Origin of the sequence: Aquimarina macrocephali, from assembly GCF_051627225.1 — a bacterium.
GTDB classification, from domain to species: Bacteria; Bacteroidota; Bacteroidia; order Flavobacteriales; family Flavobacteriaceae; genus Aquimarina; species Aquimarina macrocephali.
Map to the genome: position 1 here is coordinate 5,662,352 of NZ_CP151795.1, position 16,892 is coordinate 5,679,243.

Consider the following 16,892-nt stretch of genomic DNA (forward strand, 5'->3'; position numbering starts at 1 on the left):
CTAGATCAATTTTTATTCAATGTAAATTTATCAGTTTTGCTTTCAATAAAGTCATAAAGAAATCTTTGAACCCTAACATCTCACTCATCATCAATTTATTTGACTAATAAAACGAATGAGTAATAATATATAATCAATAGAAGTAAACGTAATGCATCATCTCGCATCTTATAAATTCAACACCTATGCTAAGCAAAAGAATCAAAAAACAGTTACTAATTATCATAGTAATACTGAATTCTGTCACATTAACTTCACAAACCATTAAGCACTATGAAGGCAATATCCATATTGACATGGATAAGCGTGAAGTAATTGCAGATTTCACGATTTCTTTAGATGATTTGTCAGATATTGATCAATTAAAGTTATACATCCACCGGTCTGCCAACTCGTTAAAAGCCTCTTCAAATTCAAAAGTAATACCGTTTCAAATACTGGAAGAATCATTTGTTGGTGAAGATAAAGCTGTTCTAATTCAAAGTAAGGGAATTAATAATAAGCAATTGACATTAAAATACGCGTATAGTCTAGACAGTATACAAGACAAAAGGTTTTTATACAATAAGGATTGGTTAGAACTAAACCTATATACAGCATGGTTTCCTTTTAATTTAGATTACGGTTTTTTTAGTTACAACTTAAATATTGAATTGCCAAATACTTATAAGCTTATTGGCTCTGGAACAGTTTCAAATAAAGAGAATATTTGGGAGATCAAACAAAACATCCCTTTTTTGGATATACCTCTGATTGTCTCTTCCAAATTAAAGACAATTATAGTTGCCAAAGGAAAAATAAAAATTCATCATCTAAATTTAGACAGTTCAAGTACAAAAGCGTTAAAAAAGAGTTTACAATTATATCATAATAGGCTTAATAAAGTGTTAGGTGAATCTAATGCAGCCAGCCTTACAATTGCCGTGAATCGATTTAACCGATCAACTTCTTATGCAAGAAAGGAGTTTATTTCACTCTCAATCAAAGATTCATTTGGTGTTGCAAATGATAAAATACTAGCTCATGAAATAGCACATCTATGGTGGAATAAGGCGGATGTAAATACATGGGAGGATTGGTTAAATGAATCTTTTGCCGAGTATTCGTCTGTTATATTGCAAAGACATCAATATGGTGAAGCTAATTTTTCTAAAAACATCGAGGAATTAAAAAAGACCATTAAAAACCTCCCTCCTATATATCAGATAAAAAAATCCAATGCGAAGTACCAACAGGTTGTAACGTATAAAGGGGCTTATTTACTTTATGAGTTGGAAAATTTAATAGGTAGAAAAGCATTCAGTACTATATTGGAAAAAACACATCAAAATAAGATTAGAAGAACTTTTGACTTGCTTGAATTAATTGAAGCGGAATTTGGGAGTGATGTAAAAGGTGATGTAAATAAAAAACTAAGAGAATAGTTCGGTTACACAATAACAACAATGCAATCCAAAATATAAAAACGCTTAATGAAAACAAAATACCTATTGTCTCACAAGTATACAACGCTTTTAAAACCGCTACTATTTTTAATTACCTCATTATATCTAGTTATTGCTTGTTCTTCTGACAATGAAAAAGAGTCAGAAGACAATATTTATCTCAATATTCCAGATGTGGAGTTTGAAAAAAAACTGATAAGTTTAGGTATCGATTCTGACAATGAGATTAACCACCGTATGCTAAAAGTTGATGCTGGTGAGGTGAGCACTATAGATTTAAGCAGTTTCAATGCTAATAAAATTAGTGATTTAACAGGAATTGAAGGCTTTGTAAACCTGAAAAGACTATATGCAGCAGGAAACAATCTAACCGCAGTAAATTTAAAATCCAATACACAATTGGATACGTTAGTCCTTTCTGCAAACTATATAGATAGTATTGATATTAGCAATAATACCGAATTGATCAAATTAAATCTTAGTGTGAATAATCTTAGCTCGATTACTGGATTACCCAAAGCCATTAAACTAAAGTGGTTAAGTTTATCTACTAATTTATTAGAAGAACTAAGTGTTCAAAATGCCACACTAACAACGTTATTTATAAGAAATAATCATATAACAACCCTAGACACTCAAGGTGCCGTAAATTTAACCTCCATCTTAGCACAAACCAATAGAATCTCTAAGTTAGATCTTAGTACAAATATCCTATTGGAAACATTAGCACTTTCAGACAACAAAATTCAGAGCATTGACCTTGAAAAAAATAATAATATTCATACGCTTTATTTTTCCAGCAATTTACTTACCGAATTCGATGTAAGTTATCTTCAAAAATTGATTTTTCTAATCATAGATAGAAACCCAAATCTATTCTGTATTAAAATAGATAGTGCACAGAACATTGCTAACCTCACAAAGTCTGATTATCAAGAATTAAATACCAATTGCAACTAGTTTATAAAAACATATCCAATGACCAGGTCTACCACTATTCTAACGTTCCTTTTTTCTATACTTTTTTTTAACGCTTGTGACAAAACTAATGTACCTACTCTTCCTGAAGAACCAACGAATGTTCCTCCGGAAGAAATAATTTCAATTCCGGTAGTAATCCATGTGATTAATTACAGTCCAAATCCATTTGTGATTAGCGATGAGAAAATACAATCTCAGATCGATGTATTAAATCAAGATTTTAGAAAGCTAAACCCCGATCATATAAACACGCCTGGCGAGTTTAAGCATTTAGTAGCCGATGTAGGTGTTGAATTTAAATTGGCAACCATAGACCCAAGCGAAAATCCAACTACTGGTATAATTAGAACCGAAAGTATGGTTGTTGCCTCTGATGGGCATGAGGATATAGAAAGTATTGAAGAGCGTTCATTATATTTTTATAATAAAGGTGGTCAAGATGCTTGGCCAAACCATAAATATCTAAATATTTGGATAGCCGATTATTCAAATCGTTTAGGTAATTTAGGGCTCCCAGGATATGCTAATCCTCCTGGATCTGACCCAAGAATCGACGGTGTAGTTATGGATCCAAGAGTATTTGGAACTCTGGAGCCTTTGGCAGATGGTCATAAGTTTGGAAGAACTGCTACTCATGAAATTGGTCATTGGTTAAATCTTAAACATATTTTTGCAAAAGACAAAGATTGTGAATCTTCTGATCAAGTAGAAGATACACCTTCACAATATGAATCAAGAACAGGCCATCCTGTTCATCCTCAATTTTCCTGTGGTAGTAATGATATGTTTATGAATTTTATGGATTATGTAAATGATAATGCTATGTTTATGTTTACCAAAGGACAAAAAGAGCGAATGCGCGAATTGTTTAATGAAGGAGGTACAAGACGAGAATTATACCTTAATAACAAATCAAATTACAGAAAATAAGAAAAATGATTAATGATATTTATTTTCAGGACTTTCCTCAACTAGAAAGCGAAAGACTCATATTTAGAGAAATCATTATAAGTGATGCTTCAGATATTCAGAGTATTCGAACAGATAAAGATGTGATGAAGTATATGGATTCAAATCCCCATACAACAGTACAAGATTCTAAAAATTTTATTTCAAAAAACATAGAAACCTATAAAAAAGGAAACGGGCTATTTTGGGCTATTATAGAAAAATCAACAAACACATTTATTGGTGATTTTTCATATTGGAGAATACTTAGAGAAAATCATAGAGCTGAAATAGGATATACTTTAAAACCTCAATTTTGGGGTAAAGGCTTTATGAAAGAAACAATGATTGAGCTAATTAAATTTGGATTCAACAACCTAAACCTGCATAGTATTGAAGCCAATGTAAATCCTGAAAACGAAAGCTCTAAGAAGCTATTGCACAGATTAGGGTTTAGAAAAGAAGGGTATTTTAAAGAAAATTATTATTTCGATGGAAAATATTTAGACAGCGAGATTTTTTCATTACTAGAAGTAGATTTTAAACACTCATAAACATTATTGGAATTAACATAGCAACATTAAGAATAAAATGAAAAAAATAATAACTCTTCTTTTAATAACAGCAACAATTTTTTCTTGTAAAACAGAAAAGGTAACCGAAATAATTGTTATTGGTAACTTACACAAACCTGCGCCTAACTATAACCCAGAAATACTTTTTAATATCTTAGAAAAAGTTAAACCAGATTTTATATTACACGAAATAGATTCTTCATTTTTTACTCCTGATTTTAAATTTAATAAACCGTATAATGAAAATGAAGGGATGGCTTCTAAAATGTATATAGAGAAATATCCGGAAACGCATTTACGGCCCTATGAGTTTGAAGGTAGAAATCAATATAGAATTGACAAAGGAATGCGTCCTACAGATAGATTAACACTAAAGCTTCTAGACAGTTTAAATAATGCAAAATTATTAACCGCATCTCAATCAAAAATTTTTAACACCTATACTGCCCTTTTAGAACCATTAAAAGTGCGTGCTTCGAAATCCCCAGAAAACTTTAACAATCCTCAAACAGATAGCATTTGTGAGCAGCGTCAATTTTATCAATATCAAATGATTCCAAAAATCACAAATGTTCGTAATGAATTTGAAAATCGTTTTTTAACCAAACCCAATGGAGAAAAAATAAGTTATAGAGACGGCTACCAACTATGGGCAGATTTTTGGGATGTAAGAAATCAAACCATGGCGAAAAACATTATGAAAATTTCTGAGCAGAACAAAGGAAAAAGAATTGTTGTTTTGACTGGATTTATGCATCGATATTATCTTTTAAAGGAGTTAAAAAGATTGACAAAAGAAAAAAACATTACTATAAAAGAGTTTTACCAAAAATAAAAGTAACTCATAGTAATTGCAAATACTTGAACTATATGAAAACATGAAATGGACTTGCAGAGATTTTTCTATAGGAAGAGCAATAGTAAGAGAGAAAAAAATAATAAAATTTTAAGCATTATCAACTCAAAAGATAAGTACATTTAAACTGGCTAATCATTATTAAACATACATTATACAAAAAGAGTATATGAGTCAACTGCTGTATAAAAACATTTTAGAAAAAACTACGATTACCGAAACTGAATTTGAAGAGTTTTTAGCTCAAACAAAGTCTATTGTGGTAAACAAAAATAAGCATTTCTTAAATGAAGGTGAAGTGGCTAATTATATTGCTTTTATAGTTTCGGGTGGACTATACTCGTATTCAATTGATGAAAAAGGTGAAAAAAATGTTGTACAAATTGCCTTAGAAAATTATTGGATTGCTGATTTGTACAGCTTCCTTTCTAGAGAACCTTCAAAATTAAATATTGAAGCGATTGTAGAAACCAAACTCATTATTATAAACAAAGATAATTTTGAAAAAACCTGTGATACTATTCCCGCTTTTGAACGTTTTCAAAGACTCCTTATCCAAAAAGCTTATATAAGTACTTTGCAACGTATTTCTGGACTTACAAGCAAGTCTGCACCGCAGCGTTATTTAGAACTTGTAACAGAGCATCCCGAAATTATTCAAAAAGTACCTCAGTTATTAATTGCTTCTTATTTAGGTATAAAACCTCAGTCTTTAAGTCGTATTCGTAAACAAATTTTCAATAAAAACAGCACCTCCAATATTAGTTAACCTAAGTGAATGCATAGCTTTTAATCTCGTTACATCTTTGTAGTATTATTAATAAAAAAAGATACTCATGACAGAAGTAACAAAAACAAATGTAAAAGAACAGGTAATGGCCCTTAATGCCATGATCAAAAAAGGTCTAATCTTAGAAGCATTTGAAAAATTTTATGCAAATGATGTAATCATGCAAGAAAATGAAAACCCTCCTACATTTGGTAAAGATGCCAATAGAGAATTAGAAAAAGCCTTTGTAAGTAATATCACTCAATTTAGAAATGCCGAAGTAACAAATGTATTGATCAATGATACTATCTCTGTTGTACAATGGGCTTTTGATTTTGATCATAAAGAATGGGGAACCAGAAATTATCTTCAATTAGCGATACAACGTTGGGAAAACGGTCAAATCATCAACGAAAAATTCTATTACACAAACTAAATCAGAATATTAAAATATTATAAAATGAAGAGATTAGCAGTATTAATCGCATTTATAGCAACAACATACTCATTTGCACAAACTACCTGGAAAGTAGATCCATATCATTCAAAAGTTAGTTTTTCGGTTTCACATTTAGTGATCTCTGAGGTCGACGGAAGCTTTAACTCTTTTGACGGAAGTTTTATAAGTAACAAGGATGATTTCTCAGACGCAGAAATTACTTTCGAGATCGATGCCAACTCTATTGATACCGATAATGCTAAAAGAGATGGTCACTTAAAATCAGAAGATTTTTTTTATGTCGAAAAACATCCTGAAATTACTTTTACCAGTACGTCCTTTAAAAAGAAAAGTAAAAAGAGGTATCAGTTAAAAGGGAATTTAGTCATGCGAGGCATAACAAAAAAAGTAACACTAGATGTTTCTCATGGTGGAATCATAGCAAACGATGGTAATGGCAATACTAAAGCCGGATTTAAGATTACCGGAATTATAAATAGAACCGATTTTGGAGTTGCCTGGAATGCAAAGACAGAACATGGTGGTATGGTTGTAGGTGAAGACATTGAGATAACCGTAAAACTAGAACTCGTAAAGAAAGATACTAATGTAAACTAAATACATTACTACCTTTTTCTAAACTTGATACAATCAAAAAACAACAATTATGAATGCAATTGTAACTAAAAACCCACGTATTAATGTACAGAATCTAGAGTCTAATGCTTATTGTAAGTATTAATCGAATTGCAGTTGCTATCAAAATAGAGTTTTAAATACGAGTAGTATATATTTATAAAAGACTGAACTATGTTCGGTCTTTTATATGAAATAAAGCTCCATTCCTTTTCGGATAAGTAGATTAACTTTATCTGCTTTTCTGAAGTTCTTCGTATATATTAATCGGTAAAAAATGACGTCTTTGCTCATTATTCTCACCATTAGATGCGGCAAATAAGTCTCTAAAATATTGTACTGCACCAACAGAATAGTTTATCTTTTCTATCCACTTATAGAAGTCTTCTTCTTTTTGGTCGGTATTAACATATTCAAATACTGTACCTTTTAGTTTCTCTAAACCATTATTTGAAAAAACGGGACGTGATGGAAGTTTTTTAAATTCACCTTCTTTAACACCGAGTAAGTTTTCGATCCATTGCAAATCTTTTTGATATTGCTTGATCAATTTATTTTCTAAAGAATGGTACAATTCATCTTCAAATACAATTCTAAGGGTACTTCTTTTGGCAATCATATCCCCAACCTTAAAAGTAAGGCTATTATTGATCCCTAAATGAAATTGTCCATCATTATTACTTTCTTCCAGAACTACTGTAAAAGGAATACCATTAAGACTCCTTACCTCAAACTCCTGATCACTAATAGATTGAATAGAAACAAGCTCGTTTTGTGCATTTACTTGCATAAAAAAGCAAGAAACCACTAACATAAGTAATATTTTCTTTACGTTCTGAAGGTTTATTCTGTAGATCATAGCAATTTATTTTAGGTGTTCAAATTTATAATTTCATAAGCTGTTTTCAAAACTCTAACAGCACTGATTTGGGATTATTTTAAAAAGTTAGTATAATAGAGTCGCTACTTTATAACATTACATATATCATGCCACAGAATTTAAAGTGCTTTTCATGAAGAAGTATAGCTCTTTCATCTCCTTTTTACCTGCTTGTCTCCCCAATCGGCCAGCAAAGTAGAGTACAAACCAAGTAATGAGAAGAAAAAACATGGTGATTACAGAAAACAAATACGGTTTATCCAGACGTATATTAACATACATCCAAACTACAGCCCCTATAAATGATGTAGCAACAACAAAGTGAAGAAACATAAAAAGAGTCCATACTGTAGGACTAGGGCCAAAAAGGCCTTTTAGTTGTGGTTGTTTTTCATCAATATCATAAATCTCGAGATGAAGTTGTGGCGACCAGAAATGCTGGTCTTTTTTAGGAATACGTATAAAAATGTGGTGATCTACCCGGCTTACTTTAAAATCCTGACAAGTTTTACCTGTTTTTTCAAAAGCTTCGAGTGCTTTTTCTGATGGTACATCTAAATCCTGAAAAAACCGAGGGCGTAAAACAATATCATTTGAGATTTCCATAAATGCATTTGAGCATCAATGTTACTATATTTTTTAATTCTTATTACTGATTTTTATCAGTTTTAGGAAACTCAATATGAATCTATTAGAAATGTAACGTAAAATCTTTATCGTATGATTATAGTATAAACGTTTAGGCAATTCCTTTCATAGTAAGTAATGTGGTTACCCAAACAATTACAGAAGAGAAGAATATCCCCACGCTATTAGCTATAAAAGCTTTTCGTTTTTTAACCTTAAATAAATACGTAGCAATACTTCCTGCATACACACCAGTACCAGGAATTGGAATCATTACAAATAAAAGAAGTCCCCAAAATTCATGTTTTTGAATTTTAGTACCCGAGCCTAATTTTGCTCTTCGGGCTACATATATTGCAGCTTTTTTATAAAATTTCCATCTAAGCAAATATGTATTCATCTTTTCCAGAAAAAACATCATCATGGGAAACACCAATACATTAGATAAAAAACATAAAACAAACACCAAGTAGATATTTAATCCACTTAACATACCAAAAGGAATCCCAACCTTAGCTTCGCCAAAAGGAGAAATACTCCATAAAACAGCAATAATAATATCCTTAATCACAAACAATTTTTCTTACAGCCTGCAAAGTTAACGTTCTAAATGGTTTGTACCATACTTTTAAATCTTAAAAAAGGTCTAAATTAGTTTTATAACTCTAATTTTAACAATAAAACTCTTTTTATAGCTTCAATAGCTTGGGTTCCAGCCATAAATATCCTGTACATAATAAAAATAGAAGATAAAAACCTAAAAGTGGTATTGGTCGTACGGTATGATTTTGAGTTGATTCTTTCTTCCTTGATTTTTTATAATACCTCTTATTTTCTTCAATTGTTTTATACAATGCTTGTGATCGCCAATGAGATGTATCTGCTACAAAATACTCGAATATTTTTGTGGTATCCTGTTCTAAAAACTGGGTATTCCATCCAAAATCCCGTGGATAAGTAACTCCTTTCCATAGATTTAACAAATCAATATCTCTACGTATTGAAACGTTATGTTTTTTATTGGTTTTAATTATTGGTTTTGATATTGATGTTCTTACATCAAATTTAAAAGGGTGATCTTTATATGCAATTATTGATGCTACTCCCCATTCTACCGACAAAGTTTCTTTACTACTTATACTATTAATGAGTTTAGACCATATTTGTTGATAAGCAGCAGTATGGCCATCCAATACAAGTTCATATGTATTTTCTAACACAGTAGTTCCGATTTTACCTTTTCCAATATGTTTGTATCCAGATATGATTTTGGAATTAGATTTAGTATGAATATGCTGTAGTAGAAATTTATCTTTTAAAACAAAAGCATATTTAGAAAGTTTAATTTTTGCCTGATCATCCAATCTGATTTCTGTCTTTTTTTCTGAAATAAAATCAAATGCCCCAAAACCTTTTGAAGATCTAAAAAAACCAGGATCTGGTTGGATAAAAACACCCAGCCCATTTTCTTTTACCGAATTCTCTAAAGCGGTACGTGATTTTCTTCCTAAATTTTTAAATGAATTGGCATCAATGATAACAAGATCGAAAGATTCTAAATTCTTTTTAGAAAATGCCCCTAAAGGCATTCTTTCCATATTAAAATACTCGAACTTATATCTTCCTTTGGTGATCTGACTTCTTACCAGTACTTGATGCCCCATTTCTGCCAGGTAGTTTTTTAGGTACTTGGTTTCAAAAGTCGGAAAACCATTTACCACTACTATTTTTAAAGGAGTGGGATCTTCTACAACCAAAGGAATAGGGTCTGTAGATAGAGTTTTTCCTAAAGAATCTTTTTCTACTAGAGAAAAAAGATAGTTTCCTTTGACATTAAGGTTAGTTGTTAATTGAAATTTTTGTTGTTCTTCAACTACTAAAGAAACAGAATCTAAACCTGCTCCCCCTGGTCCTTCTAATACAAGTTTATTTCCTTTTTGAGGGTTGATATATAATCCTGTGAATATCTGGTGTTCACCTACAGTATTTTTATAATCATATTTAAACCTAACTATCCCAGTAGGTGTGTTTCTTCCCAGATAATTAACGTTATAATCATCCAATTGCCAGAGATCGTAGGGTTTCACACCATACCCAAGGATAAAAACAGAATCCGGAGTGTTTATATCATCAAAAATAGGATGATTAGCTTTGTACTTATGTTTTTTTAGTTTTTTATGAATTTTCTCCAAGCTATCTAATTGTTCTTTATTATAGCCCTCGGTTAGCAAAGCTATTTTGGCAGTAGTATTGTTGGTAGTTGAAATTGCAGGTTTTAATGCTATAATAGCAAGTGAAGTAATTGCAAAAAAGGCGATTACTATTTTTACCCAAAATCTACGTTTCCCAAATTGGGGCCATTCTTTCCATCCAAAAACAAACCATAGCACTATCGCTCCAATACCAATTTGCCATATCCAACCCTCATTTAAAAAAGTTATTTGATCAATCATGAATTTGAAGCTCTTTTAGTAGTAATTCATTAATCTCACTCGTTAACACTTTCTTTTTAAATGGATTAGATTTTAACTCGGGAAGCGCATAAAACAAACCTCTCTGCACTTCGGTCAAAATTGATGATGATATTGCTCTATCTTCTGTAATACGTTTTAATTGTTGTAAGGTCTTTAAATATTTCCCAGGATCTTCAATAGCTTTAACGGCCAATTCATTTCCCGCCTTTTCAAAAAGGAGTTTATCTTCAGGAGTAATTAAAGTTTTATTAGATATCAATTGCTCGATTCTTAAAACAGTTTTATATATAGAAGGGTATATTTCTGGAAGTTGTAGCTCTTCTATTTTTCTAAAATTAGACACTTCGTCAATTTTACCTGTTAATCTCTTATCTTCCTTAATTGGTGGAGGATCAAAGCCAATACGATGTACATAGACTCGGGCACTATTTTTAATTTCCTGAATCAATTTAAGTGCTTTATATTGGTATGGTAAAGATTTTTCTGGCGTATACAATCGTAAATACAACTCAGCATCCCACATTTCATTAAGTGCTTGTCTTAGTTTACTTTTTAAAGATTGTGTAAACAGTGTTGACTCTTCTGGATCGTCATGATTATGAAGGTATTCATGTAAAGGGTCATTACTTTTTTCGCCATCCTTTTCTTCTTTTTGATCTACCAGGTTATGTTCATTTTCATTATCGTGATCATGAGTATATGCTGCCAAAGGATCTTTTTCTTCATGATCATCATCATGATCATCATCATGTTCATCTGCTTCTGCCGAAACTTCTGTATTCTCATGAGTAGCCGGTCCAAACTCTGATTCATCGCCCATAAATTCACCATACTTAAGACGAAGAACTTTTTGATCAAACCCCAGTTCATTACTCTTAAAATTAAACTCTTTTTTCGACAGTTTTGACTTGTCTTTAATGAGTTTTTCTGTGTCTATAATCAATTGACGTTGACTTCTAAAATAATCCGGCATTTGATCAACTCCCATAGTTCCTTCTACGGCAAACTCATCAGAAATTGTATCTTTTATTACCGCAAAAAAGGTTTCACTTCTAGAAATATTGGGTTTAGGCTGTTTAAGGTCCAGTGCTTCAATATAAAAATAAAGCTCATCTCCCGGTTCCATATTCATCTGATCCAGATCTATATTTTTTGATAAGTTAAGATTTTTACGACCTCTAAGTACTTTGCTATCAAAGTTTAATTTTTCCTCTCTAAACTTAACAGACTCACCAGATCCTTTACTAACTGTTGCTATGATATATGCTTCTGCAATACCAAAATCATCGGTAACAGAGGTTGTAAATGCTATTCTTTTACTTTCATCATAAGAAAAGGTAGTAAACTGTTTTAAATCAGTAACTTTTATATCGGGGCTCTTATCTTTTACAACTTCAATCGAATATAAATCAGATGCATATGAAGTACCCTGCATGTCTGTAAATTTGAAATTATAAAACCCCGATGCATTTAAATTTGAAGTTCTTACATATCCATTATTAGTCAACTTCATAGGATAGCTATTTCCCATACTTTCCATAGTTGCACTTTTAATTTCGGTATCAAACTTTATTTTCCATGACAATCGTGATCCCTCTACAGCTTTTACTTCCATTTTAGAAGTCTTAAGTGAAGGTTTATTTGTATAAGAAGGATATTGTATGGTTAATAACTGACTTTCTAACTTAGGTCGTTGGGTTGTAGTCGTTGAATCTTTGGATTTAAAAATGATCTTCTCTGGTTGTACTTCTGGATGTTGGGACCATTGTATATAATCAACAATATGAAATTGATATACCAGAAAACCAACACTTACAAACAGGCCCATTACAGCACTTCCTCTTAGCAAATGACTTGGAGGCTTTATAGTATTTATCTTTTCAACAAGCTGCTTTGTCACTTTATGTTGTTGCAGTTTTGCCAAACCAGAAAGCTGATTTTCGGGTAATAACAAAAGACCCGTACTATACTCAGCTACATCAAGATATTGATCGATATAACTGCTTACTTTTTTCAAACCTGGTTTCCATGGTTTAATAAAAACGGTAAGTAGTACAATTCCCAATATCAAAGTAATAATTGAAAATATTAACTTGAAAAACAGGAAATAAATAAAAATAGCGAGCCCTAATGCGTACAACAAAATCTCTATCCATAGCATTAATTGCCAACGCTTTTTAAACCGAACTAATATTTTTTCTCCCGACCCCATCATTGCTTTCTATATTTTGCTAAGATACGCTCTGTTATCAGTAATAATATCAATAAAAACCATAGCCATCTAGAAATATCTAAAATAGTAGAATTCTCTTTATTTTGCTTAAAATCTGCAGCTATCGGAAGTAATTCTCCTGTATGTAAAACTCGTCTATCGTACTGTCTAATTTTTTCTTCCAGGTTTTCATTAAGATTGAGCATCGCCAGTAAATGTTCTGCAAAATATTCATTTACAACATCTTCTGCATTAAGAGATTTTGTAAGAAAGAAAATTTCTTTTGAAGGTCCTTTTTCTATGATGCTATAGGATAAATCATCTGGTTTATAAAGGAGTACTGTCGAAGAAGTTTTTGGAAGTACATCTTTGCTTAACCATATTACTGTCTTGAAAGAGTCAAGATTTATAGTCTCAATATTCTGTACTGTACGTACATCAATAGGTCTGTCAAGATATTTTGATATTACTCTATAGGTAGCTTCAATATATGTCTTTTCATTAGACAAATTATCTTCATAAAATACTAGTATTGTAAGAGGTGATTCTGTAATAAGGGGATGTTGTTCTTGTTTTCCGTTTACCGGAAAAATTACACTATCCATCTCCTTATTAAGCTCGAGTTGATTACTATTTATAGCAACAAGCTCTTTCTCAAAAGATAAATGCTGATCATCACTTGATACAGAAAGTAACTGTATTGTATTCTCTTTTTTAACAGCATTAAGGGTGTTCTTAATTGGTTTTCCAGGATCTAGAATTACCCATGATATATTTTTATGGACCTGTGGCCTCTTCCCTTTTATACCCGATGCAAATGCATTGGTAAAAACTACAATACTATCGGTTTCTAATGCTTCCATTTCCTTGGCTAATTGCCAATACTTAGGAGTCATGGTAGCGATTTTATGTAATGGATCGTTTTGATACTCTGGAAAACCAGATTGCAAAAGCCGTACTGATTCTTCTGCTTGTATGGTATCCAAAATCGAATTTATCTCTTCATATTGTAGTAGAGAAGGTTCTACAATATATGTAATAGGTGCTTTAGTAATTTTTCTTCTTATCTGTGGCTCTGCAATAAGAACTACGAGTAGACTAATCAATACTATTCGTAGTAATAAAAGCCAAAGTTCATTGATTTGAATACTACTTGTTTGTTTAGAATCTGATTCATCAAGTAGTTGAATACTTCCTATTTTAATTGTTTTTCCTTCTTTTTTACTCCACAAATGTATGACTATCGGTACAATAAGTCCCAATAAAGCCCATAGATATGTCGGGTTAAGAAAAAACATATCAAATTAGTTTATTTCGTTTCTTCAGAAATACCTGTAAAGCCTCTCCTATATTCTCATTCAACTTAAATAAATGATAACCTATATCATTAGCTAATAGAGTGTTTTTTGTGTTTTTCATCATTTCTTCTAATGCAATAAGGTATTGTTTTTTTGCTGTCTTGGCATCTACTTTACGCCTTGCTCCTGTCTCCAGATCTTCAAATGTGACCGTACCTTTATAGTCAAACTCCAATTCATTTTTACCCATTACGTGTAATACTGCCACTTCATTTTTAGGTGTTTTTAAGCGTTTGATAAAAGAGGTTAATTCTTCACTATGTTCATATAAATCAGTAATAAAAAAGATCAACTCTTTGTGACTTCGATCATGAAGTTTTTTTGATGTATTGGGATCTTCTGGCCATTTTCCTTCGTTCTCAATGTTAATCAACTCTAGCATTAAGCGATTAAAATGTTGTTTTTGAACCTTAGGGTAAAGACTGTATAAACGATGATCATTAAGTGCAAAAAGCCCTACAGCGTCTCCCTGGTTTTGAGACAGATATGCTAATGAAGCTACTAAAACTTTGGCATACTCCATTTTAGTTAGTCCTTCTTCTTTATGAAGCATAGATGTACTGGCGTCTAAAATAAATTTTACGGCAATATTACTTTTTATCTCAGATTGTCTAATATAGTATCTTCCTGATCTGGCTAACATTTTCCAATCCAGCAATCGCAAATCATCACCTGGTTCATAATTACGAAATTGACTAAACTCCATTCCCGGACCTACACTTCTACTATGATTATGTCCAGACAGATATCCATCAACTATTACACGAGCAATGAGTGCCAGCCCAGATACACTTTTTATAAGTTCTGGTTTTAATAATTGATGATAATCCTGTTTCATACCAATTTAACTTTAAAATATCGCATATCGGCTCCTTTTTTTAGCTCTAAATTTCTTGTTCATATATCTCGTAGAAGGCTATGTAATGTATTCACAGTGTCTTTATAAGAAAAAACAACTATACCTTTGATACGATTAAATTGGTATCACTTATTTTTTCCATTTGTAGCTACCGGAATAGCTTTTAATAGTTGATGAGTAACCTCATCTGATGTTATCCCTTCAGATTCTGCTCTAAAATTTACAATAACTCTATGGCGTAATACTGGTATGGCTACATGCTCTATATCCTCTAGCGTAACCGATAAGCGTCTCTTTATCAAAGCTCTAGCTTTGGCTGTTAATATCATTGCCTGACCTGCTCTCGGCCCTGCTCCCCAATTTACCCACTCTTTTACATATGCATTTGTAGTGGTTTCTGGTCTTGTTGCCCGTATTAGCTTACTTACAAATGTGATTAGATCATCACTAATGGGTACTTCTCTTACCAGGTCTTGTAATCTTAATATATCCTCTCCTGTAATTACTTTATTAAGTGTTTCCTTTTTGGTGCCTGTAGTATTTTTTAAAATAGTAGTTTCTTCTAACTCACTGGGGTATCCAATTTTTATATATAACAGAAAACGATCTTGTTGTGCTTCTGGAAGCATAAATGTCCCTGATTGTTCTATAGGATTTTGAGTAGCGAGAATAAAAAATGGCTTGTCCAGAGCATAGGTTTTACCAGAGTAGGTAACCTCAAATTCCTGCATCGCTTCTAATAGAGCTGCCTGGGTTTTTGGTGGTGTTCGGTTAATTTCATCCGCCAATATAATATTGGCAAAGATGGGCCCCTTATTAAATTTAAAAAATTTCTTTCCTGTACTATAGTCTTCTTCGAGTATTTCTGTACCTATGATATCAGATGGCATTAAATCCGGAGTGAATTGTATTCTTTTAAATTTTAAATCAATAGCCTGCGCCAATGTTCTAATCATCAAGGTTTTTGCCAATCCAGGAACTCCTTCTAATAGTGCGTGTCCTCCTGCCAGAAAAGTAATAAGTAATTGTTCTACGGTTTCCTCCTGCCCAGTGATCACCTTACCAATTTCTTTTTTTAAATTAGTAAGTTTTTCTGTAAGTACATTCACCTCTTGTTCAATACTTGCTAAATTTTTATCCATACATCTTCTTTTATGATGTTAATGCATACATCACTATATTTACTCCAAAACGGGTATTATCAATTTTATACCACCGTTTATTTCTAAAATCATAATCCCATTCGCAACCATAATCTTTATTGCTGAACAGGACCCCTATCCTACCATTAATTTCAATGGCTTTTAAATAATCATGTACAATATCATCTCCCCATCCGTTAAGTTCCTGTGAAGTAGTCGGCGGACCATCTTCAAATTCGAAGAATACGTTATATATTTCATGGTCATTAGGGATTTTTTTTAATTGCTGAGGGCCAAAAATATCTTCCATTTGACGTTCAAATGATTTAGAAAATAAACCATCGATATCGTGATTACAATCATCTGCAAATACGAATCCCCCATTATTCACATACTTCTTAAAGTTCTCTCTTTCTTTCTTAGTAAACTGTACAAGTTTATGCCCTGATATATAGCAAAATGGGCTCTTGAATATCTCATCACTGCTTAAAGTGATTATTCTCTCTTGTGTATCTACTTTCAGGGTAGTATACTCCACCAGGGAGTTTAAAAGGTTAGAAGGCATTCTTTGATCTACATCCCAATCTCCTGACTCATATTGTAATCTTGTAAAGAAAAACTTGTTACTCAATGCAGTTTATTGTTTTAACTTTCAGAAATATGTTAATCCTTTGTGATACAAATTACAATT

17 protein-coding genes are annotated in these 16,892 nt (G+C 31.9%); 8 read left to right on the forward strand and 9 right to left on the reverse strand.

Annotated features, from left to right (window positions below):
* Positions 1-185: 185 nt before the first annotated feature.
* The 8 genes from AAFU52_RS24940 (at position 186) to AAFU52_RS24975 (ending at position 6,631) form a co-directional block, all read left to right on the forward strand.
* Positions 186-1,424 (forward strand): M1 family aminopeptidase, encoded by a 1,239-nt coding sequence (locus tag AAFU52_RS24940; RefSeq protein ID WP_438424188.1) that lies wholly within the window; start codon positions 186-188, stop codon positions 1,422-1,424.
* Positions 1,425-1,472: 48 nt separating this feature from the next.
* Complete coding sequence (locus AAFU52_RS24945) at positions 1,473-2,405, forward strand: hypothetical protein (RefSeq protein WP_024772351.1); 933 nt, start codon at positions 1,473-1,475, stop codon at positions 2,403-2,405.
* An 18-nt stretch (positions 2,406-2,423) separates the two neighbouring features.
* Positions 2,424-3,356: a M43 family zinc metalloprotease gene (locus AAFU52_RS24950; protein WP_438424189.1), complete on the forward strand. Its 933-nt coding sequence runs from the start codon at positions 2,424-2,426 to the stop codon at positions 3,354-3,356.
* A gap of 5 nt (positions 3,357-3,361) precedes the next feature.
* Positions 3,362-3,928, forward strand: coding sequence for a GNAT family N-acetyltransferase (locus AAFU52_RS24955; RefSeq protein WP_438424193.1), 567 nt, complete (start codon positions 3,362-3,364; stop codon positions 3,926-3,928).
* A 37-nt stretch (positions 3,929-3,965) separates the two neighbouring features.
* Positions 3,966-4,784 (forward strand): hypothetical protein, encoded by an 819-nt coding sequence (locus AAFU52_RS24960; protein ID WP_438424195.1) that lies wholly within the window; start codon positions 3,966-3,968, stop codon positions 4,782-4,784.
* Positions 4,785-4,974: 190 nt separating this feature from the next.
* Positions 4,975-5,574, forward strand: coding sequence for a Crp/Fnr family transcriptional regulator (locus AAFU52_RS24965; RefSeq protein ID WP_438424196.1), 600 nt, complete (start codon positions 4,975-4,977; stop codon positions 5,572-5,574).
* A 67-nt stretch (positions 5,575-5,641) separates the two neighbouring features.
* Positions 5,642-6,010: a SnoaL-like domain-containing protein gene (locus AAFU52_RS24970; RefSeq protein WP_024772345.1), complete on the forward strand. Its 369-nt coding sequence runs from the start codon at positions 5,642-5,644 to the stop codon at positions 6,008-6,010.
* A 24-nt stretch (positions 6,011-6,034) separates the two neighbouring features.
* Positions 6,035-6,631: a YceI family protein gene (locus AAFU52_RS24975; protein WP_438424198.1), complete on the forward strand. Its 597-nt coding sequence runs from the start codon at positions 6,035-6,037 to the stop codon at positions 6,629-6,631.
* A 250-nt stretch (positions 6,632-6,881) separates the two neighbouring features.
* Here the strand turns inward: AAFU52_RS24975 and AAFU52_RS24980 are convergent, their stop codons facing one another.
* The 9 genes from AAFU52_RS24980 to AAFU52_RS25020 form a co-directional block, all read right to left on the reverse strand.
* Positions 6,882-7,508, reverse strand: coding sequence for a hypothetical protein (locus AAFU52_RS24980; protein ID WP_438424200.1), 627 nt, complete (start codon positions 7,506-7,508; stop codon positions 6,882-6,884).
* Positions 7,509-7,634: 126 nt separating this feature from the next.
* On the reverse strand, positions 7,635-8,135 hold the full coding sequence (locus AAFU52_RS24985; protein WP_024771406.1) for a hypothetical protein: 501 nt from the start codon (positions 8,133-8,135) through the stop codon (positions 7,635-7,637).
* 133 nt (positions 8,136-8,268) lie between these two features.
* Complete coding sequence (locus AAFU52_RS24990; protein ID WP_024771405.1) at positions 8,269-8,727, reverse strand: COG2426 family protein; 459 nt, start codon at positions 8,725-8,727, stop codon at positions 8,269-8,271.
* Between the two features lie 118 nt (positions 8,728-8,845).
* The gene (locus tag AAFU52_RS24995; RefSeq protein ID WP_438424202.1) at positions 8,846-10,609 is read right to left on the reverse strand and encodes a hypothetical protein; all 1,764 of its coding nucleotides are present in this window, start codon (positions 10,607-10,609) and stop codon (positions 8,846-8,848) included.
* Positions 10,602-12,845: a tryptophan-rich sensory protein gene (locus tag AAFU52_RS25000; RefSeq protein WP_438424204.1), complete on the reverse strand. Its 2,244-nt coding sequence runs from the start codon at positions 12,843-12,845 to the stop codon at positions 10,602-10,604. The genes AAFU52_RS24995 and AAFU52_RS25000 overlap by 8 nt, the downstream gene beginning before the upstream one ends.
* Positions 12,842-14,140 carry a BatA domain-containing protein gene (locus AAFU52_RS25005; RefSeq protein WP_438424206.1) on the reverse strand — a complete coding sequence of 433 codons (1,299 nt, stop codon included), beginning with the start codon at positions 14,138-14,140 and terminating at the stop codon, positions 12,842-12,844. Before AAFU52_RS25005 ends, AAFU52_RS25000 begins: the two co-directional genes overlap by 4 nt.
* Position 14,141: 1 nt before the next feature.
* Entirely contained in the window at positions 14,142-15,038 is an 897-nt protein-coding gene (locus AAFU52_RS25010; protein WP_024771401.1) for a DUF58 domain-containing protein, read from the reverse strand.
* 146 nt (positions 15,039-15,184) lie between these two features.
* Positions 15,185-16,201, reverse strand: a complete 1,017-nt coding sequence (locus tag AAFU52_RS25015) for an AAA family ATPase (RefSeq protein ID WP_024771400.1) — start codon at positions 16,199-16,201, stop codon at positions 15,185-15,187.
* Between the two features lie 10 nt (positions 16,202-16,211).
* Positions 16,212-16,832 (reverse strand): DUF4159 domain-containing protein, encoded by a 621-nt coding sequence (locus AAFU52_RS25020; RefSeq protein ID WP_024771399.1) that lies wholly within the window; start codon positions 16,830-16,832, stop codon positions 16,212-16,214.
* Positions 16,833-16,892: the final 60 nt, after the last annotated feature.